The sequence below is a fragment of the Lysinibacillus sp. FJAT-14745 genome (assembly GCF_001275675.1).
GTDB lineage: Bacteria > Bacillota > Bacilli > Bacillales_A > Planococcaceae > Lysinibacillus.
In genome coordinates this window covers 795,535-813,301 of the sequence record NZ_LITM01000002.1, presented here as the reverse complement: position 1 = coordinate 813,301, position 17,767 = coordinate 795,535, and the positions used below count along the sequence as shown (strand labels likewise).

At 38.0% G+C, this 17,767-nt stretch carries 9 protein-coding genes; 6 read left to right on the top strand and 3 right to left on the bottom strand.

All coding sequences use genetic code 11. The features are described 5' to 3' along the window. The first annotated feature begins 583 nt into the window (after nt 1-583). From AMS59_RS05325 to AMS59_RS05300, 6 genes are all read left to right on the top strand, one after another. Nucleotides 584-1,999 (top strand): amino acid permease, encoded by a 1,416-nt coding sequence (locus AMS59_RS05325; RefSeq protein WP_053482704.1) that lies wholly within the window; start codon nt 584-586, stop codon nt 1,997-1,999. A gap of 169 nt (nt 2,000-2,168) precedes the next feature. Beyond that, nucleotides 2,169-3,815 (top strand): sigma-54-dependent Fis family transcriptional regulator, encoded by a 1,647-nt coding sequence (locus AMS59_RS05320; RefSeq protein ID WP_053482703.1) that lies wholly within the window; start codon nt 2,169-2,171, stop codon nt 3,813-3,815. Nucleotides 3,816-4,332: 517 nt separating this feature from the next. Then, complete coding sequence (locus AMS59_RS05315) at nt 4,333-5,661, top strand: aspartate aminotransferase family protein (protein WP_053482702.1); 1,329 nt, start codon at nt 4,333-4,335, stop codon at nt 5,659-5,661. Nucleotides 5,662-5,699: 38 nt separating this feature from the next. After that, nucleotides 5,700-7,097, top strand: a complete 1,398-nt coding sequence (locus tag AMS59_RS05310) for an aldehyde dehydrogenase family protein (RefSeq protein WP_053482701.1) — start codon at nt 5,700-5,702, stop codon at nt 7,095-7,097. A gap of 194 nt (nt 7,098-7,291) precedes the next feature. Further along, on the top strand, nt 7,292-9,316 hold the full coding sequence (locus AMS59_RS05305; RefSeq protein WP_053482700.1) for a hydantoinase/oxoprolinase family protein: 2,025 nt from the start codon (nt 7,292-7,294) through the stop codon (nt 9,314-9,316). Nucleotides 9,317-9,339: 23 nt separating this feature from the next. After that, a complete protein-coding gene (locus AMS59_RS05300) occupies nt 9,340-11,319 on the top strand; it encodes a hydantoinase B/oxoprolinase family protein (RefSeq protein ID WP_053482699.1) in 1,980 nt (659 codons plus the stop codon). 452 nt (nt 11,320-11,771) lie between these two features. Here AMS59_RS05300 and AMS59_RS05295 read toward each other — a convergent pair whose 3' ends face one another. The 3 genes from AMS59_RS05295 to guaD form a co-directional block, all read right to left on the bottom strand. Then, nucleotides 11,772-14,162 (bottom strand): DEAD/DEAH box helicase family protein, encoded by a 2,391-nt coding sequence (locus tag AMS59_RS05295; RefSeq protein WP_369814301.1) that lies wholly within the window; start codon nt 14,160-14,162, stop codon nt 11,772-11,774. Nucleotides 14,163-14,582: 420 nt separating this feature from the next. Beyond that, nucleotides 14,583-15,935 carry a uracil-xanthine permease family protein gene (locus AMS59_RS05285; RefSeq protein WP_053482696.1) on the bottom strand — a complete coding sequence of 451 codons (1,353 nt, stop codon included), beginning with the start codon at nt 15,933-15,935 and terminating at the stop codon, nt 14,583-14,585. A gap of 46 nt (nt 15,936-15,981) precedes the next feature. Continuing rightward, nucleotides 15,982-17,349, bottom strand: coding sequence for a guanine deaminase (guaD, locus tag AMS59_RS05280; RefSeq protein ID WP_053482695.1), 1,368 nt, complete (start codon nt 17,347-17,349; stop codon nt 15,982-15,984). Nucleotides 17,350-17,767 lie beyond the last annotated feature (418 nt).

Genomic DNA, 17,767 nt, shown 5'->3' with positions numbered 1-17,767 from the left:
TCAAAATTTGAAAATCGCATATGAAAAAGATTCATAGATTTTTGTAAAGGCTCCTCACCTAACGTGAAGTTGATTTCCGTTCCGGCTGGGCGCTTTGCCGCTGACGCTTTGCTTTCGCGCAGATAAAACATTTGTTGCTGTTGCTTCGCTTTCGCACAGATAAAACATTTGTTGCTGTTGCTTCGCTTTCGCACAGATAAAACATTTGTTGCTGACGCTTCGCTTTCGTGCAGAGCAAAGCTTCCTGGGGGCGTCCTATGAGCCGCTTGGGCCTACACGATGTTGGTCTCGAAGGCGCTATCACAGGACGTGATGGTTTTAGCCTTTGTTCCTTTATTGCTAATCCCCAAGGAGTCGCCCAGCCTTCACTCCAATCAACTTATACATGGGATAGGTTTTAACTTCTTTTCAGAGGGTGCCCAAACATCCTTATCCCTGAATTCAATAATAGATGTATAGATAAAAAAATGAATTTTTAATAATTGAATAGGTTTGGCATCAGAATTGCTCCTTAAACGATAGACATTGAAATAGAAGAAAGGGGCTAGTAAATGTCTACATAAAACACTAAAGGGGTGGTTTAATGGGGGCTTTGCAAAAATCATTGAAAACACGGCATATTACAATGATCTCCATTGGGGGGGTTATTGGTACAGGGCTCTTCGTAGGGACAGGAAAAAATATTTTAAGTACCGGTCCTGCAGCGGTGATTTCATATGCAATTGCATGCTTACTTATAGTTCTGATCATGCAAATGGTTGGGGAAATGGCATCAGGAGAAATAGTATTAGGAAAGAAATCAGGAGGTTCGGCAGAGCTAGGTTCATTTGCTTCCTATGCAGGGAAATATATTGGTCCATGGGCAGGGTTTACAGTAGGCTGGCTTTATTGGGCAAGCTGGGTATTTATTGTCGGGTTAGAAGCGGCACTCATAGGGGGAATGCTGCATAATTGGTTTCCGATGATACCGACATGGCTCGGAAGCGTAGGTATAACATTATTGATGACAATTGTTAATATTTATTCAGTAAAATCATTTGGTGAATTTGAATATTGGCTATCCTTCGTTAAAGTTACGGCAATTATTGTATTTTTAGTTGTTGGTATAGCTATGATTTTAGGGATTTGGCCAAATTATGAACCGAAGGGGATAGGGATATTAACGGAATTCGGTGGATTCGCACCTAATGGAATTGTCCCAATTTTCACGGCAATTGTTTTTGTTATATTCTCGATTTGTGGTGCTGAGGTTGCAGCCATCGCGGCAGCAGAGTCTGAAAATCCAGCGAGAAATATTGTCCGTGCCATTCGTAACGTTGTCTTTCGATTAGGTTTATTTTTTGTAGGTTCAGTAGCTATTATGGTTTTAATTATCCCTTGGAATGATTCAAAAATGTTGGCAGCGCCTTATGCAAATATTTTAACGATGGCAGGGCTTCCGATTGCTGCTCAACTTATTCAAATCGTCATTTTTATTTCACTCATCTCTGTTTTAAATTCTGCTCTTTATACAAGCTCACGTATGTTACTAGAAATGTCGCGTCAAGGCGATGCACCAAAAATATTCTCACAAATTAAAAATCGTCGAGGTGTACCTGTACCAGCTGTTATTGGTAGTACAGTAGTAGCGTATATTTGTGCGATGTTATACTTCATTTCACCTGAAGTCATTTTCTACTTTTTAGGTAATTGCGTTGGAGGATTAATGATTGCCGTTTATATTTTCATTGCTATTTCACAAATTCGTTTCCGGCGTTATTATGACAAGGTTTCAAATGAGCCATTATCGATTAGAATGTGGCTATTTCCATATTTATCGTATGTGACAATTGGTATTTTAACAGTTGTTTATTTATGCCAAGCCCTCATCGAATCTTTACGTTCACAATTCTATTTGAGTACATTTGTATTAATTGGCTCAGTTGTGTTATTCATGATTATGCGAAAGCTGTCGACAAAACCAGCGGAGCAAATAGAGGAAAAGCTAGCCTCAGAGTAGAATACTATTAAATACAAAAAATTCGCAATATTTCCGCGAGATATCAAGCCATGAAAGGACTTAAAGGATGCTTTAACACCTTTTAGGCTAATCGATGCCCGTAGAAAGTGAGCGAATTTTTTTGTATTAATGGATGAAGTTTTTTTAAGTTCGAAAGGAAGTGGTCTATATGTCGATAACTGAACTTCATAAAGAGGAACATTTTTTTATTGTGAAAAATGATGAGGTAATGATTAAAAGTGATATCCAAATAGAGCTTCTTGGAAAAATAATAAAAAAATATAGTGAAGGAATAGAAACCTTTGAGGTTGAAGGGTATTTCGTTCATGTATTAGAGACTTCGCAAGGTAGCTTATTTCATGTCAAACCATTCATGCAGTATAGCTATACAGACTTTATGAACCCATTGTCAATTAAAGTATTAAACTCCATATCCGATGGCGTTACAGTATGTGATAGCGATGGCAAAATTTTATTCCAAAACGATATTGATATAGAAATTGTAGGCATTGATTTAATGGGGAGATATGCACAAGACGTAATCGCGGAAGGATTAATGAGTGACTCCATTTCGATGAAAGTAATTGAATCAAAAGAAAAAGTAACTATTTTGCAGACGTTCATTAATGGAAAATGCTTCTTAGTTTCTGGTAAGCCAATACTTAATGAAGAGGGTGAATTACAATACGTAGTAGCAATTACACGTGATATGACACAATTGAAACTGTTAGAGAAAGAAGTAAAAAAATTAGAAGTTCAAAATGAGAACTTTAAAAATAAGCTACATGCCTTACATAATAAAGAAACAACAAAAAGTAGTTTAATAGCTGTATCTTCAGCAATGATGCAGGTTGTAAAGCGGGTTATGAGAGTAGCAGAGGTAGACTCAACTGTATTAATTGGTGGCGAATCGGGCGTTGGTAAAGAAGAGATTACAAAGCTTATTCATGCAAATAGTCGGCGTAACGATAAGCAAATATTAACGATTAACTGTAGTGCAATCCCTGAGAATTTATTAGAATCTGAACTTTTTGGCTACGAGGCAGGGGCATTTACGGGTGCAGTCAGAGGTGGTAAGGCAGGGTTATTTGAGATTGCGTCTGGTGGCACAGTGTTTTTAGATGAAATTGGAGAGATGCCCTTGCTACTACAGGCGAAATTATTACGTGTGCTCCAAGAATCAGAGGTTCAGCGTTTAGGTAGTGGGAAGCCTATTCCAATTGATGTACGCATAATCGCTGCGACAAATCGTAATTTAGCTGAAATGGTGAGGCAAGGTCATTTTCGTGAGGATTTATATTATCGTTTAAATATTATCCCGATTGAAATTCCTCCTTTAAGATACCGTCGTCAAGATATCATCCCACTTATCTACCATTTTTTGGCCTCTATTGAAGAAAAGTATGGCATTCATCGAACAATTGAGTCATCTGCAATGAAAATATTAGAATCTTATGATTGGCCAGGAAATGTACGTCAACTTAAAAATATGGTGGAGCGTATTTGTTTGCTAGCAACGCAGCCAGAAATAACAGCATATATCGTGCAACAAGAGTTAGATAGTAACCCAATTATTATACGTGATCTAGAAGATCCAGTAGAAATACAAAGCATCCAGGAACAAGTTGTATCCCCGAAGTTTAGTGGTACTTTAAAGGAGCAAGTAGCTGCGTTTGAAAAGCAAATTATTAAGGAAGCTCTATCTAAATATCCAAGTATCAGGCAAGCTGCTAAAACACTTGGCTGTGATCAGTCAACATTAGTACGTAAAATACAAAAATTCCAATTAACGAAACAAATTTCATATGAGGATTAGTGATGTATTTTTGCATCGAAATTTCATTCATGCACAATAAGTTGTAATATCGCAACATTCACTAATAAGTACAAAGTAAATGATGAAATACATCATAAATACTGTTAATTGATTTTGAAAAAAGGGATAGAAAAGGGACATTTTCAAACAAGAAAGCGTCTCTTTTTCAATTGGTAGCGGTTGATTTCCGTTCCGGCTGGGCGCTTTCCTGGGGGCGTCCGATGAGCCGCTTCACTCGCGTTGCTCGCTCCAGGGTCTCATCTGTGACGCTAATCCCCAAGGAGTCGCCCAGCCTCCACTCCAATCAACTACATGGCATACGTTTTAATCTAAATATCATCTTAACTTTTTGTGATGAATCAAAACATTACGAAGCAATTGATTGCAGCTTCACAAAAACCCCACGCTATGGCAAAAAGGCAATGTTTTTTCGTTAAAAGAATTTTTTTCAACAGTTGGCATGAGAATTGCTACTAAAAAAATGTATGAAATTATAAACGAAAAGAGGTTGGCATTTATGACAATTCAACTAAAAGAAGAGCTAAAAACGTTAGATCAAAAACATTTTCTACACCCAACAACGTCGATTGAACAACAGCAAACACAAGGTCCAGCAGCCATTTTTACAGATGGTAATGGCATTTATTTAAAAGATATAGAAGGAAAGATCTACATTGACGGGATGTCTTCTTTATGGAATGTAAATATTGGGCATGGTCGTAAAGAAATCGCTGAAGTGGCGAAGGAGCAAATATCTACATTAGCATTTAGTTCCTGCTTTGCATCGTTTAGCAATGAGCCAGCTATTCGTTTAGCGACGAAAATTGCTTCTTTAACTCCGGGAGACTTAAACACTGTATTTTTCACTTCAGGCGGCTCAGAGTCGAATGATACAGCGATTAAATTAGCACGTCATTACTGGTTACTAAAAGGGCAGCCAGAGCGTCAAAAAATTATTTCACGTACCCATTCATACCATGGTGTCGCTATGGGGGCTACAAATGCGACAGGCTTACAAGCGTTTCGTGACTTTACTAATTCACACGCTCCCGATTTCCACTATGTATACAGCGAATCCGTTCGTAATTTACGTGAAACTATTGAAGCGTTAGGCCCTGAGACTGTGGCAGCATTTATTTCTGAACCTGTACAAGGTGCAGGTGGGGTTAATATTCCACAAAAGGATTACTTTAAAGAAGTGCGAGAAATTTGTGATGAATACGGTATTTTATTCATTGCAGATGAAGTGATTACCGGGTTTGGTCGTACAGGTAAATTTTTCGGTATGGAGCATTACGGGGTAGTGCCAGATATGATGTCTTTCGCTAAAGGCGTATCAAGTGGCTATGTTCAACTTGGTGGTGTGGCGATTTCTGAAACAATTCATCAAGATTTATGTGAGTTTTCTAAAGGGACATTAATGCACGGATATACTTACAGCGGTCATGCACTCGCTTGTCAAGTTGGGTTGAAAAATATAGAAATCATCGAGCGTGAAAATCTTGTTGAAAATGCTGCAAAGATGGGCGATGCCATGCTAGAAGGATTCCGAGCACTGCAAGAAAAATATAGCTTTATCGGGCGTGTGCGTACTCTTGGATTACTTGGAGCTATTGAATTAGTAAAGAGCCGTGAGACGGGTGAATTGTTTGAGTCTCCTCTTAGTCCAATTTTTGTACAAGAAACGATGAAGCGAGGATTGATTCTACGAACGGTTACGTATGATCAAGATACAGTTGTTTTTTCTCCACCTCTCATTCTATCAAAAGTAGAGCTAGATGAAATGTTACGTATTTTAGACGAGACATTTGAGCATATACGTAAAACAATTGTTGAAAAAAATTGATGTCAGTGTAAACGAACATTATTTGAAGGAGGAGTTTTATGACAACGATCGTTAGAGAAATACGAGAACAATTTAATCCTGCAAAGCCATCTCAATGTATTGGTCAAGTTGAGCTTTTGACAATAGATGAAACGAAAGACGTTATCGTTGCAGCTCAAGAAGCATTTGAAGGTTGGAAAAATACGTCTTCTGTTGCACGTGGAGAAATTTTACGCGTGACAGCAGACTTGCTAGAGAAAAATATGGATAAAGTAGCTGAAATAGCTTCGAGTGAAATGGGTAAAACGAAAAATGAAATGCTTGGTGAAGTTAAACGTGGCGCTTCCATTTTACGTTATTTTGCACAAGAAGGAATGCGGGCAACAGGTGAGGTTTTACCTTCTGCCAATGAAGCGAAATTATTATACACAATGCGGGTACCACTTGGTGTCGTTGCCGCAATAACTCCTTGGAATTTCCCTGTCGCTATTCCTCTGTGGAAAATTGCACCAGCATTAGTATACGGCAATACGGTTGTTTGGAAGCCTTCTATTGAAAGCGCTTTAACCGGTAAAATAATTGGAGAACTATTCCAACAAGCAGGCTTACCGAAAAACGTGTTAAACGTCGTTCAAGGCCGCGGTTCAAAGGTAGGGCAGGTATTATTGGAGGCACCTGAAGTAAAAGCAATTACATTTACAGGTTCAAATAATGTAGGGCAAAGTATTTTAGATACTGCTGGATCAACTAATAAGAAAATTCAGCTCGAACTTGGAGGCAAAAATGCAGCGATCATTTTAGCTGATGCCAATATTAATCAAGCTGCAAAATTAACGATTGAAGGTGCGATGAAGCAAACAGGACAGCGTTGTACAGCAACTAGTCGAGTTTACATCGAGGAAGCGGTTTATGAAAAGGTACTAGAGCAGTTAATTGAGGAAGCCCAAAAAATTGAAGTTGGTGTCACGATGGGGCCTGTGTCATCTAAAGGACAATATGATTCCATATTATCCGCCATCGAGAAAGCAAAAGTTGAGGGAGCAGAGCTTGTATTTGGCGGTGGTCCTTCAAAAGGTATGTTAGAAGGATACTATATTGATCCAACAATCTTTACGAATGTAACACACGAGATGTCGATTGCTCATGAAGAGATTTTTGGACCAGTTTTAGCGGTTATAAAAGTAAAAGATTATGAAGAAGCGATTCGATTATCGAATGATTCTAATTTTGGATTGAGTGCTTCTATTTATACAAATAACATTCCGAAAGCATTTGATTTTATTAACCGTAGTGAAGTTGGCCTTGTACAGGTTAACGATGAAACGGGTGGAGCTGAGCCTCAAGCGCCTTTTGGAGGAATGAAAAACTCAAGTACCGGTGCCCGTGAGCAGGGGCAGGCAGCGAAAGAGTTCTTTACAACGTTTAAAACAATTACGATTGGCACTAAAAGTGAGTAAAAAGTTTATTTAGAAAGAAATTTAGGATAGAAAACAAAAAAATATACTTCACATATGTCTCGGTGTAATGTCCCAGATTTTTCTTGAATTGTACGCATTAACTTAAAAAAAATCTGGGGCATCCGCTTGAGGCATTAACTATATACAGAAAATTTTGGGGTTATAAATTTTTATAAACGAAAGAAGGTAGAGCTATGGCACAAAGTCGTTTAGCAATTGATGTTGGGGGAACGTTTACGGATGTATTTGTTTTTAATGAAGAGACGGGGGAAGTGTTCGTTACAAAAACGTCGTCTACACCTTCAAATCCGGAGCAAGGAATTTTAAATGGAGTAGAAAAAGCAGCATTAAATGGTAAGGATATTAAAATTTTTTCTCATGGTACAACAGTTGGAACGAATGCGTTAATTGAGCGCAAGCTGCCAAAAACAGCTCTTATTACGACAAAGGGTTTTAGAGATGTCATTGAAATCCGCCGAGGGACGAAAGAAGATATTTGGGATACCTACAAAGATACTGCGAGGCCCTATATTCAACGACGTGATCGATTTGAAGTGACAGAACGCATAGATTATGAAGGAAATATTCTTCAAGCCATTGATGAAGAGGAAGTTCGTTTATTAGCAAAAAAATTAAAACGTCGAGGAACAGAGTCCATTGCCGTGTGTTTTGTCAATGCCTATGTGAACGGGGAAAATGAGGCGAAAGTCAAAGAAATTTTAAAAGAGGAATTACCAGATGTCTATGTTTGTATTTCAAGTGAGGTGCTTCCGGAAATTTTCGAGCATGAGCGTATGAGTACAACCATTATCAATGCCGTTCTTGGACCAATTATGAGTAATTATATTAGTAAGTTAAGCACTGAAATGCAGAAAAAGGGCTATGACGATGAAATATTAGTTTTACACTCTGGTGGCGGTGTCATGACTTCAAGTACAGTGCCCCGCTATGCTGCTAGATTGGCAAGTTCGGGGATAGTTGCTGGCGCAATTGCAAGTAAGCATATCGCAAAGTTGTGCGGATTTGACAATGCAATCGGCTTAGATATGGGTGGTACAAGTACTGATATTTCACTGATGTATAAGGGAGATATACGAATTACAAAGGACTGGTCGATAGAATACGGCTATCCAATTGGATTCCCAAGTATTGAAATATTAACAATAGGAGCCGGTGGAGGTAGCCTCGCCTGGAAAGATGAAGGCGGTTCTTTACGAAATGGACCGCAAAGTGCGGGGGCAGTGCCAGGTCCAGCTTGCTATGGCCGAGGAGGCACAGAGCCAACTAACTCAGATGCAAATTTAGTGTTAGGACGTCTAGGCGTGGATTTGTTAGATGGATCAATGCAGTTAAACAAAGAGGCAGCAAGAGATGCTGTGGAAAAGATTGCAAATACATTCGATCAAACGGTTGAGGAAGCGGCAAGTGCCATTATAGAAGTTGCCAATGCCAATATGAGTGATGCAGTTCGATTAATATCGGTACGGAGAGGCTATGATCCCCGTGATTTCGCGCTTGTAGCTTTTGGTGGTGCAGGTCCATTACACGGTGCCTATTTGGCGAAAGATTTGAACATCCCAAAAGTCATTATTCCTACTCATCCAGGCGTAGCAGCGGCAATGGGATGCCTACTTGTAGATGTCCGTCACGATATTTCTAAAACGTATGTGAAAAAACTAGATGAAGTAAGTGCAGAGGAACTGACAAATCAATTCAGTGAATTACGAGAAGAGGCAAGAGAGTTATTAGAAGAGGAAGGAATTGCAGAAAATACGTCAACATTAACAAATTATATTGACCTTCGTTATAAGGGACAATGGCGATCTCTAGCTGTTCCCGTATCCGATCAAATAACTTCCTTAGACGCTATTTTGGAAGCATTCCATCAAGAGCATGAACGAGAATTTGCATTTTCTGATAAGGATCAGATCGTAGAAATATTTGGCCTACGTGTAACGGCTATAGGCACAGTACCAAAGCCTAATTTCCCGCAATATGTTTCTGAAGGCTCACTAGAAGATGCTTTTAAAGAAACACGTCCAGTTTATTTTGAGGGTAAATATATAGAAACAAACGTATATAATCGCGATAAAATACCTGTTAACACACAATTTGCTGGTCCAGCTATTATCGACCAGCTTGATACGACGACTGTTATTCCACCAGGATTTACTGCAGAAGTAGATGCCTATAAAAATATTATTATAACGGTGAACTAATACACGATAAGGAGGAATTGGCTATGAGTACAACGAAATTGGAGACGAATCAAAAGGTCCAAAATCTAGACCCTGTAACATTTGAAGTATTAAAAAACGGCTTTGTCAATTTAGTCGATCAAATGGCTGAACAAATGCTGCGTACATGTTACTCATTTGTTATTTATAATCGAGACTTCAGCTGTGCATTATGCGATGCACAGGGGAATACCGTTATGCAAGGAACACAAGATATTTCGGTACATGTAGGAACACTGCATTTAACTGCAAAAGCTGTCTTAGAGGATTTCGCTGATGACATCCATCCAGGTGATGTATTTTTAGTAAATGATCCTTATCGTGGAGGAACACATTTCAGTGATGTACGTGTAATTTTACCGGTATTCCATGATGACAAACTAATTGCACTTATGCAAACAAATGGTCACTGGGCAGATGTTGGTGGCTCTAACCCAGGTTCCTTTGATATTACAGCTAAAGAACATTACGGGGAAGGTCTACGTATCCCACCTGTCCGCATTTATAGTAAAGGCCAATATTTAACAGATGTTGTGAAGATTATCGTTATGAATATGCGTATCCCGGAAGAACGTATAGGAGATTTACGTTCTCAAGTGGAAGCCGCAAAAGTTGGTGAGAAGCAGCTTCAGGAAATGATAGAGAAGTACGGTATTAAAACGGTGCTAGTAGCTTTTGAAGAAGTCCAAAATTATGTTGAACGATTAATGCGAGCGAAAATTAAAGCTTTACCAAAAGGACAATGGGAAACGGTGGACTATATCGATATGGACCCACAATTAGGAGATGGCCTCATCCCAATTCGGGTGAAAATGACCATTACGGAGGATGAAATAGCTTATGATTTAAGCGATTCACATCCTTATATTAGCTGCTTTTTAAATGCAGGGTTTGGCTCAGCACTTTCTGGTACTTATGCAGGAACCAAAACATTTTTCCCAGAGATTCCGCTGAACTCAGGATTTTATCGTGTTGTGAAAATATTTCTTCCTGAAAACTCTGTCGTCAACGCACCTAGCCCAGTAGCTGTTTCTGGCTATTGTTCAGGAGCGTTTGAAAAAATTATGAATGCCTGCTTCGAATTATGGTCGAACATTATGCCGGAACGCGCTATCGCATGTTCATTTAATTTAGAGTATTTATTAATAGGTGGCTATGATGAGCGGAGAGATAGTAGTGAATATTTTATGTGGTATGACTGGATGGCTGGTGGTCATGGTGGACGTATTGACCGGGATGGTGCGAATACTACCTCGCCAGTGTTCGGGGTAGGTTTAAGTGTTCAACCATGCGAGGGGCAAGAGCGTTTGTCTCCAGTTGTTACAACGAAGCATGAAATCATTATAGATTCTGCTGGTCCAGGTAAATACCGTGGCGGTTGTGGTGTAGAAAAGGGAGGCGTTTTAACGGATGTCAACCAAACAGTGATGTCCTATTGCTGTGATCGTTCTCGCTCCATTACATGGGGGATTATGGGCGGCTTACCTTCTATCGCACAAGGGGCTATTTTAAACCCAAACAAAGAGGATGAACAATTTTTAGGCACGATCTTCTCCAATGTTGAATTGAAGAAAGGGGATTCCTTTACACGTCCTTCAGCAGGAGGTGGTGGTTTAGGTGACCCATTAGCGCGAGATGTAAACGCCGTTTTAGAGGACGTTATCGATGAATATGTTTCGATTGAGCGTGCAAAGCTTGATTACGGTGTAGTTATCCGTGAAATTGACCGCGATATGGACGCTTACGAAATTGATATGGCTGCAACATTAAAAGAACGAGATTATATTCGCAAAAATCGCCATAGATGGCTGGAAACAGATCCAATAGAAGTTGAGCAGATGTATAACAACGGTAAAATTAATCAAATGGATGTTGTTCGTAAATATGGTGTCATTATGGATTATGAAACAAATACAGCATTGCCAATCTCAACAGAGCAATACCGGGAAGCGATGAAGAAACGTTCTTTGGCCTATTGGGGATAATCAAAACGTTCTAGTACAATTTGATTGAGTATAATAAATAAGAGGCTGGGCCAAAAATCTTTAATGAGCTGCAGTTTTGAGATTTGTCGAGAACTTTTGATTGTTTATCGACCAACTTTATCGATTTATCACCTAACTTTTTTAATTTATCTACCAACTATTTTAATTTATCTACCAACATTTTTAAGTTATCGACCAACTTTTGAAAAATATCGACATCTACCTTCATGCAACACTCTCTGACCGCACTGATAATTTACGTCGCTTATGACATAAGCATATTTTTTTACGCAAAATTTAACATCGAAAAAACGCGAGAAATCAACGTTTCTAAATTGATTTCTCGCGCTTTTTAAGGTTTTGACCAGTTTTGTCCCAGCCACTCTGCGAAATAAGGATATATAAATTTTTAATATCAAGTAATGTGTTTAGGCTTAAATCTGATTGGATTCTTAAAATAACCTCATTTGTTCTGACAAAGTTTCATCAATTGATTTGTTTTCCAATAATTTATACCCCATCGATTGATAACCTTTTAATCTTTTTTCAAACATAACTTTGAACATTTGCTCCTGACAATCTACATAATCATAGACCTTCACTATCGATTTTGAATCGTGCTGACGATGTAGCCTCCCAACATATTGTTGCAATGTACCTTTCCATGAAAAAGGCATAACTAAAAATAAGGAATCTAATCGAGCGTAATCAAAACCTTCCCCTATATATTTTCCTGTTGCAATAATCAGCATTTCTTCATTATCAGCAAGCATATCTAAGATTTTAAGATTTTCTTTCTCTTCTTTTTTACTTAATTTCCCTGTTAAAATGATAACGTTCTTTACAAACCCTTTAAATTTAGATTCTAAATAAAAGGCATGCTCAACTCTTTCGGTTAAAATAATAGGTACTGAACCGTTGTCTAATTCTTTTAAAACATCATCAAAAATCATTTGGTTTCGGCTCTCATCTTTTGTAAGTTCTGTATATATTGTTTGGATGTCCTTTTCACCGGACTTAAACTTCGTGTAACGAGGGATCAATATTTGTTTAAATGGCCTGACTTTCGCTTGATTTTTAGCATTTACTTTATAACGAATAGGTCCTAACTGCATTGTCATAATTGGATGTAATCCATCTTTTCGTATAGGCGTAGCGGTTAATCCAACAATATACTTGGCATTTACTTTTTTTAACACTTGCTCAAAACTGACCGCTGCAATGTGATGGCATTCATCGACGATAATCTGACCATATTGTGTAATCAGATCTTTCACTTTTCCTTTATAATTTAGACTTTGTATAGTAGCAATATCAATGAAACCTGTTTGTTTATTTTTGCCACCGCCAATTTGACCAATTTGTTTTTCTTCAAGATTATGAAATGTAGATAAACTTTTTTTCCATTGATCGATTAGTTGATTTCGATGAACAATAATTAAGGTATTTGTCTGTCTTTTTGCAATTAACGCCGCAGCGATTACAGTTTTTCCGAATCCAGTCGTAGCAGATAAAATACCAATTGGATTTTCTAATAATTTTGTCACTGCTTGTTCTTGTTCTGTTCTTAAATTGCCTTCAAATTTTAATGGTATTTTGGTTCCTGAATTTGTACTATCAACAAAATCATAATCCATAGAGAAATCATTTAATAGGCTTAGCATATCATCTTTGCATCCACGTGGCAGTATTAAATACTCCTCTGTATGATCAAAGCAAGTAATGTTTCGTGGTATATTATGAGTCGATAATCGCTTTGCTTGGGTTTTATAAAAATGAGGATTTTTGAAAGTTACGAGTTGCATAAGTTTATGAATGAAAGAAGAAGAAAGACCTTCTTTTTGGATATATAAACCGTTCTTTTCAATCACTGTGACGTTAGTTGAGAGCTGAATTTTATCCTCATTCGTTAAAGGTTGTCTATTTTCTTTTACAGACATAGAAGAATCATTGTTTTTATGATATGTTTTAATAATTTTGTTAATATCCTCTCTTTTCATTTTTCGTATTTGATGTAAATAGTGCCATTGATCTGGGTAAGGAATAAAATACTCATCGACAAAAACACTATTCCCGTCCTTCCTTGGACCATTCTGTAAAGGCAGTGCAATTAAATTCCCAAAACCTCCCTTTGGTAGTGTATCTTGATTTGGAAATAAACGATCATACGAATCCATGCCCACTTCATAACATTTTGAAAGTGTGTATGATAATAATACATTTCCGAGGTTACGAGCTAAGGAAGCAGGGACAGCTTGATTGAAGAAAATCCACACGTGGCATCCGTTTCCTGAACGTGAGCGCTCAATACTTGCTGGGACACCTAATTCCTTACATGTTTCCATAAATGATTGAACGTCTCTTGACCAGTTTTTCTTATCAAAATCAACGGCTAAAAACCAGCTCGTTTCATCTTGTAAAAGAGGGTAGAGCCCAATAGTGTGTTTGCCAGAAAGATGGTCATAAATAACTTGATCTGTTAAAGGGAGTAATTTTCGATTCTGGCAATTTGCGCATTTTATTGCTGGTTTCTGACATAAAGTTGGATGCCATTCATTTTCACACGCAGGCATATAGCCAGACTTCCCATTTTTAGCTTCCCATCTTACTGCATATAAGTCTGTCCTCCCTTTGAAAAGATTCCGATATATTTGCATTCTTTCCTGTATCTTTTGCTCTTTGGTAATAGCAACTTCTTTTGTTTTTTGAAAATAAGGGATCGTATTAGGCGTTATATTATGATATTTCAGAAGTTCTTTTAATGTTTGATTTTCCAACCTTAGTCGTTCGCACTCTTTTAATGCTAGCTGAAGTTGTTCCTCGAGTTTTTCCAATTTAACCACCACAACTTCCATTTTTAATTTTTAGTAACTTTTCATGTACTACGCTTAAAAAAATATCAGTAGTATTGCATTAAAAACCTCAGTATTAAAAATACTAGAAATGTTCGATGATTTATTTTTGATATATAGTAGATAAAGTCAGTTAAATCCACTGAAAAGGACCCACGCATGGACAAGGTTAGGAACTTCATTGGGACAAAGGTTTTTTACCTATTTCTTTGTTTTGCTAAATTATTGCCCGCTACTAATCCAGTTGATCTCTTACTAATTACAATAACGTTATATATAATTATAATCCCTACTTTTTTGCTATTGTATAACAAAACAAAAGAAAATAAGACAGAAGTTTCAGGGAATAATTTAATTAAGAAAATGCACAACTCTTCTTATAAAAATAGGAGAGTTGTGCATGAGTTAAAGCTATTTCACACTAGGTAATAATTTATTCAACAATATAGCTACTATAGCAGCTGTTGCTATTGGAGAGCCGAATAAGTATTGAACGGTTGTTGGTAATGAGTATAAGAAATCTTTAGGAAGTAATGTTAGGGCTAATGTTAAAATCACCGGTACAGCGATTACATACATTTCCTTTTCACCAATGTTTTCATTTTTCATTACTTGTAAACCACTAATCGCAATAATGCCACAAACGATAACGAATACTCCGCCGATAACTGCTGAAGGAATAGCAGAAATTAGAGCTGCTAATTTACCGGAGAAGCCGAATAAAATAAACCAAAAACCTGCAGCAATAAAAACACGGCGACTTGCGATACCTGTGATCGATATCACACCTGCATTTGTTGAATAGCCAGTAACAGGAGTTGACCCTAGTAAAGAAGCAACGAAACAGCCAATTCCTTCACCGATAACGCCTCGATTAATTTGTTTATCAGTTAACGGTCTATCGATGACGTTACTAACTGCAAACCACGTACCTGTAGTTTCTGCCATTAAGACGATATAAATAATAACCATTGTAATGATGGCTGAAAAATTGAACGTAAAGCCGAAATCTGCAAATGGAATTTGAGGCATACTAAACCATTTTGCTTGAGATACTGCTGATAAATCTAAGACACCCATAATATTCGCGGCAATACTACCTGCGATTAAAGCAATGATTACTGAAGTGATACGAAATACGCGACCTTTTTTATGAAAGACTGCACCTAGCATAACGCAAACGATAAGAACCGTAGCTGAAATTAGAGCTAAATAGATGTTTTGGTTAATAGATGCACCTGCTGCGTTAAAAATGTTATTACTTAAACCTACAGGCATTAATGAAAGACCGACTACAAATATAATTGTCCCTCCGACAAGTGGAGGAATGAAAGTCTTGACGATTTTATTGAATATACCTGTATAACCTAAAATAATAACTAAGAGGGCGCCGATTAAGCTTGCTCCTAGCACAGTGCTCCAGCCAAGATCTCCACCACCACTTGTAGCATAAATACCTACAATGGCGCCAAGAGGAACATATGAAGGACCTTGGGCTATCGGTAGCTTCATACAAAAATGAGTTTGGATAATCGTTGCAATCCCTGCTGCAATAAATGTCGATTGAATCAATGCGCTTGATTGACCTGATTGTAAACCGATTAACATGGCAATTAAAAAAGGCACTACATAGACGTCCATTGCCATAACGTGCTGTAATCCAAGTAGGGCTGATTGACCGAATGACACCTTTTCATCTGGTAAAACTGTTAATTGCTGAGTTTTCATTTTATCGTTAGCTAATTTGTTATGTTGCGTTTCCACTAAGAAGTACACCTCAAAATTGTAATTTTTTTATGCAAGAGACTATTTATGCTCTAACGTGAACCTTATTTCCTTGTACCCAAACTTCACGGATATTTTCAGGGCGCACAAGATACATAATTTTTTGGAAGATGTCCTGTAAATCTTCCTTGTTATCAAATATAGGAAGTTTTGCAGAAGGGATGTTAGTATCGATGATTTGTACATCCCATATGTAGTTTTCTTGTAATCGACCAATGGGTAGGCTTAAGCTTTCTCCGCCACCTGCTGTTGCTAAATAAAATGCTTCATTAATCGTAATACGTGAATTTGGGACACCACGTTTTTCAGCAGAAAGAGATGTATCGACACCGTCTTCTAGCATTCTAGACGACATGACTGCTTGTCTAGCATTATCGAATAGGCTAGGTGAGAAGCCGCCAGAAATATCTGACCCTAGTCCGATATCAACGCCTTTTGCATGGAAGCGGGCAATTGGAATGACACTATTTGCAAAATAAGCATTAGAAATTGGGCAATGACCAATCGCTGTGCCTGTTTCAGCAAATAATTGTGCATCATCATCATTTAAGAAATTACAATGTGCCATCACAGATTTATCGCCTAAGAGACCAAAGTCATGTAAGGCAAAGGCATCATTTTTCTTAAAATGTTCCTTTACGTAACCATGCTCCCAATCACTTTCACTACAATGTGACTGGATATGTGTATCGTATTTAGCTGCTAATTCTCCCAAACCTTTTAGAGCATCATCTGTACAGCTTGGAATAAAGCGTGGTGTTACAACTGGATAAACACCTTGTTTCGTTGATTTGGCTAATTCCTTCACAGCTAAAATAAATTCTTCTGTATCTTTTAGTGCAGTCTGAGTATTTGCATCTCGATAATAGTCTGGATTTTGTTCAGGATCATCCATCACCACTTTCCCAACTAGACCACGTTGCCCTTTTTCGGCACAAATTGTCGCTAATAGCAGGCTCGCTTCTTTATGGACAGTTGCAAAATAGAGTGATGTAGTCGTTCCATTGGCAAGAAGAGTACTTACTAAATCTTCATAGACCTCTTGTGCAAACTCTAAATCGGAGAATTTCGATTCGATAGGGAAAGTGTATGTGTTCAGCCAGTCATAAAGTGGAATATCTAATGCAGTTCCAGCTTGTGCCCATTGCGGTGCATGTATATGCAAATCGACAAAGCCAGGTAAGAAATATTGACCGTCAGTTAATTGATGAAAACTTTCTTGATGCTGATATGTAGTTAGCAGATTTTGATAATCTGGATGCTCAGGAGCTACTGTTTTCGCAATCATCCCGTCTGCATTAATGAAGAATAAATAATCCTTTAAAATTTGTACTTCAGTAGGAGACTTACTTGAAAAAGCTGTCCCTTTGAAAATTAACGTATATTCAGTCATAAAAACCACCTTAATGTTCGTGTATTGATGAATTTATGGATTATTATAGGTCATTGAAACCGTTTAGTCTATAAGAAAACGAATATTAATGGAATTGACGCGAACTTTTTAAACGGGATTCACTATTTATTTACAGCTTTTACAGTCATTAAGATGAATCATTGCTAAAAGTTAGGATGACATTTGTAAACGTATGCCATGTAGTTGATTGGGGTGGAAATTAGGCGACTCCTTGGGGATTAGCGGTAGGGGAACGAAGGCTAAAACCATCACATCCTGTGATAACGCCTTCGTGACCAACATCGGTGCTGCTGACGCTTCGTTAGCACTACGCTTTCGCGCAAAAGACATCTGTTGGCCCGAGACCCTGCAGCGTAGAAGTGGCTCATCGGACGCCCTCAGGAAAGCGTCCGACCGG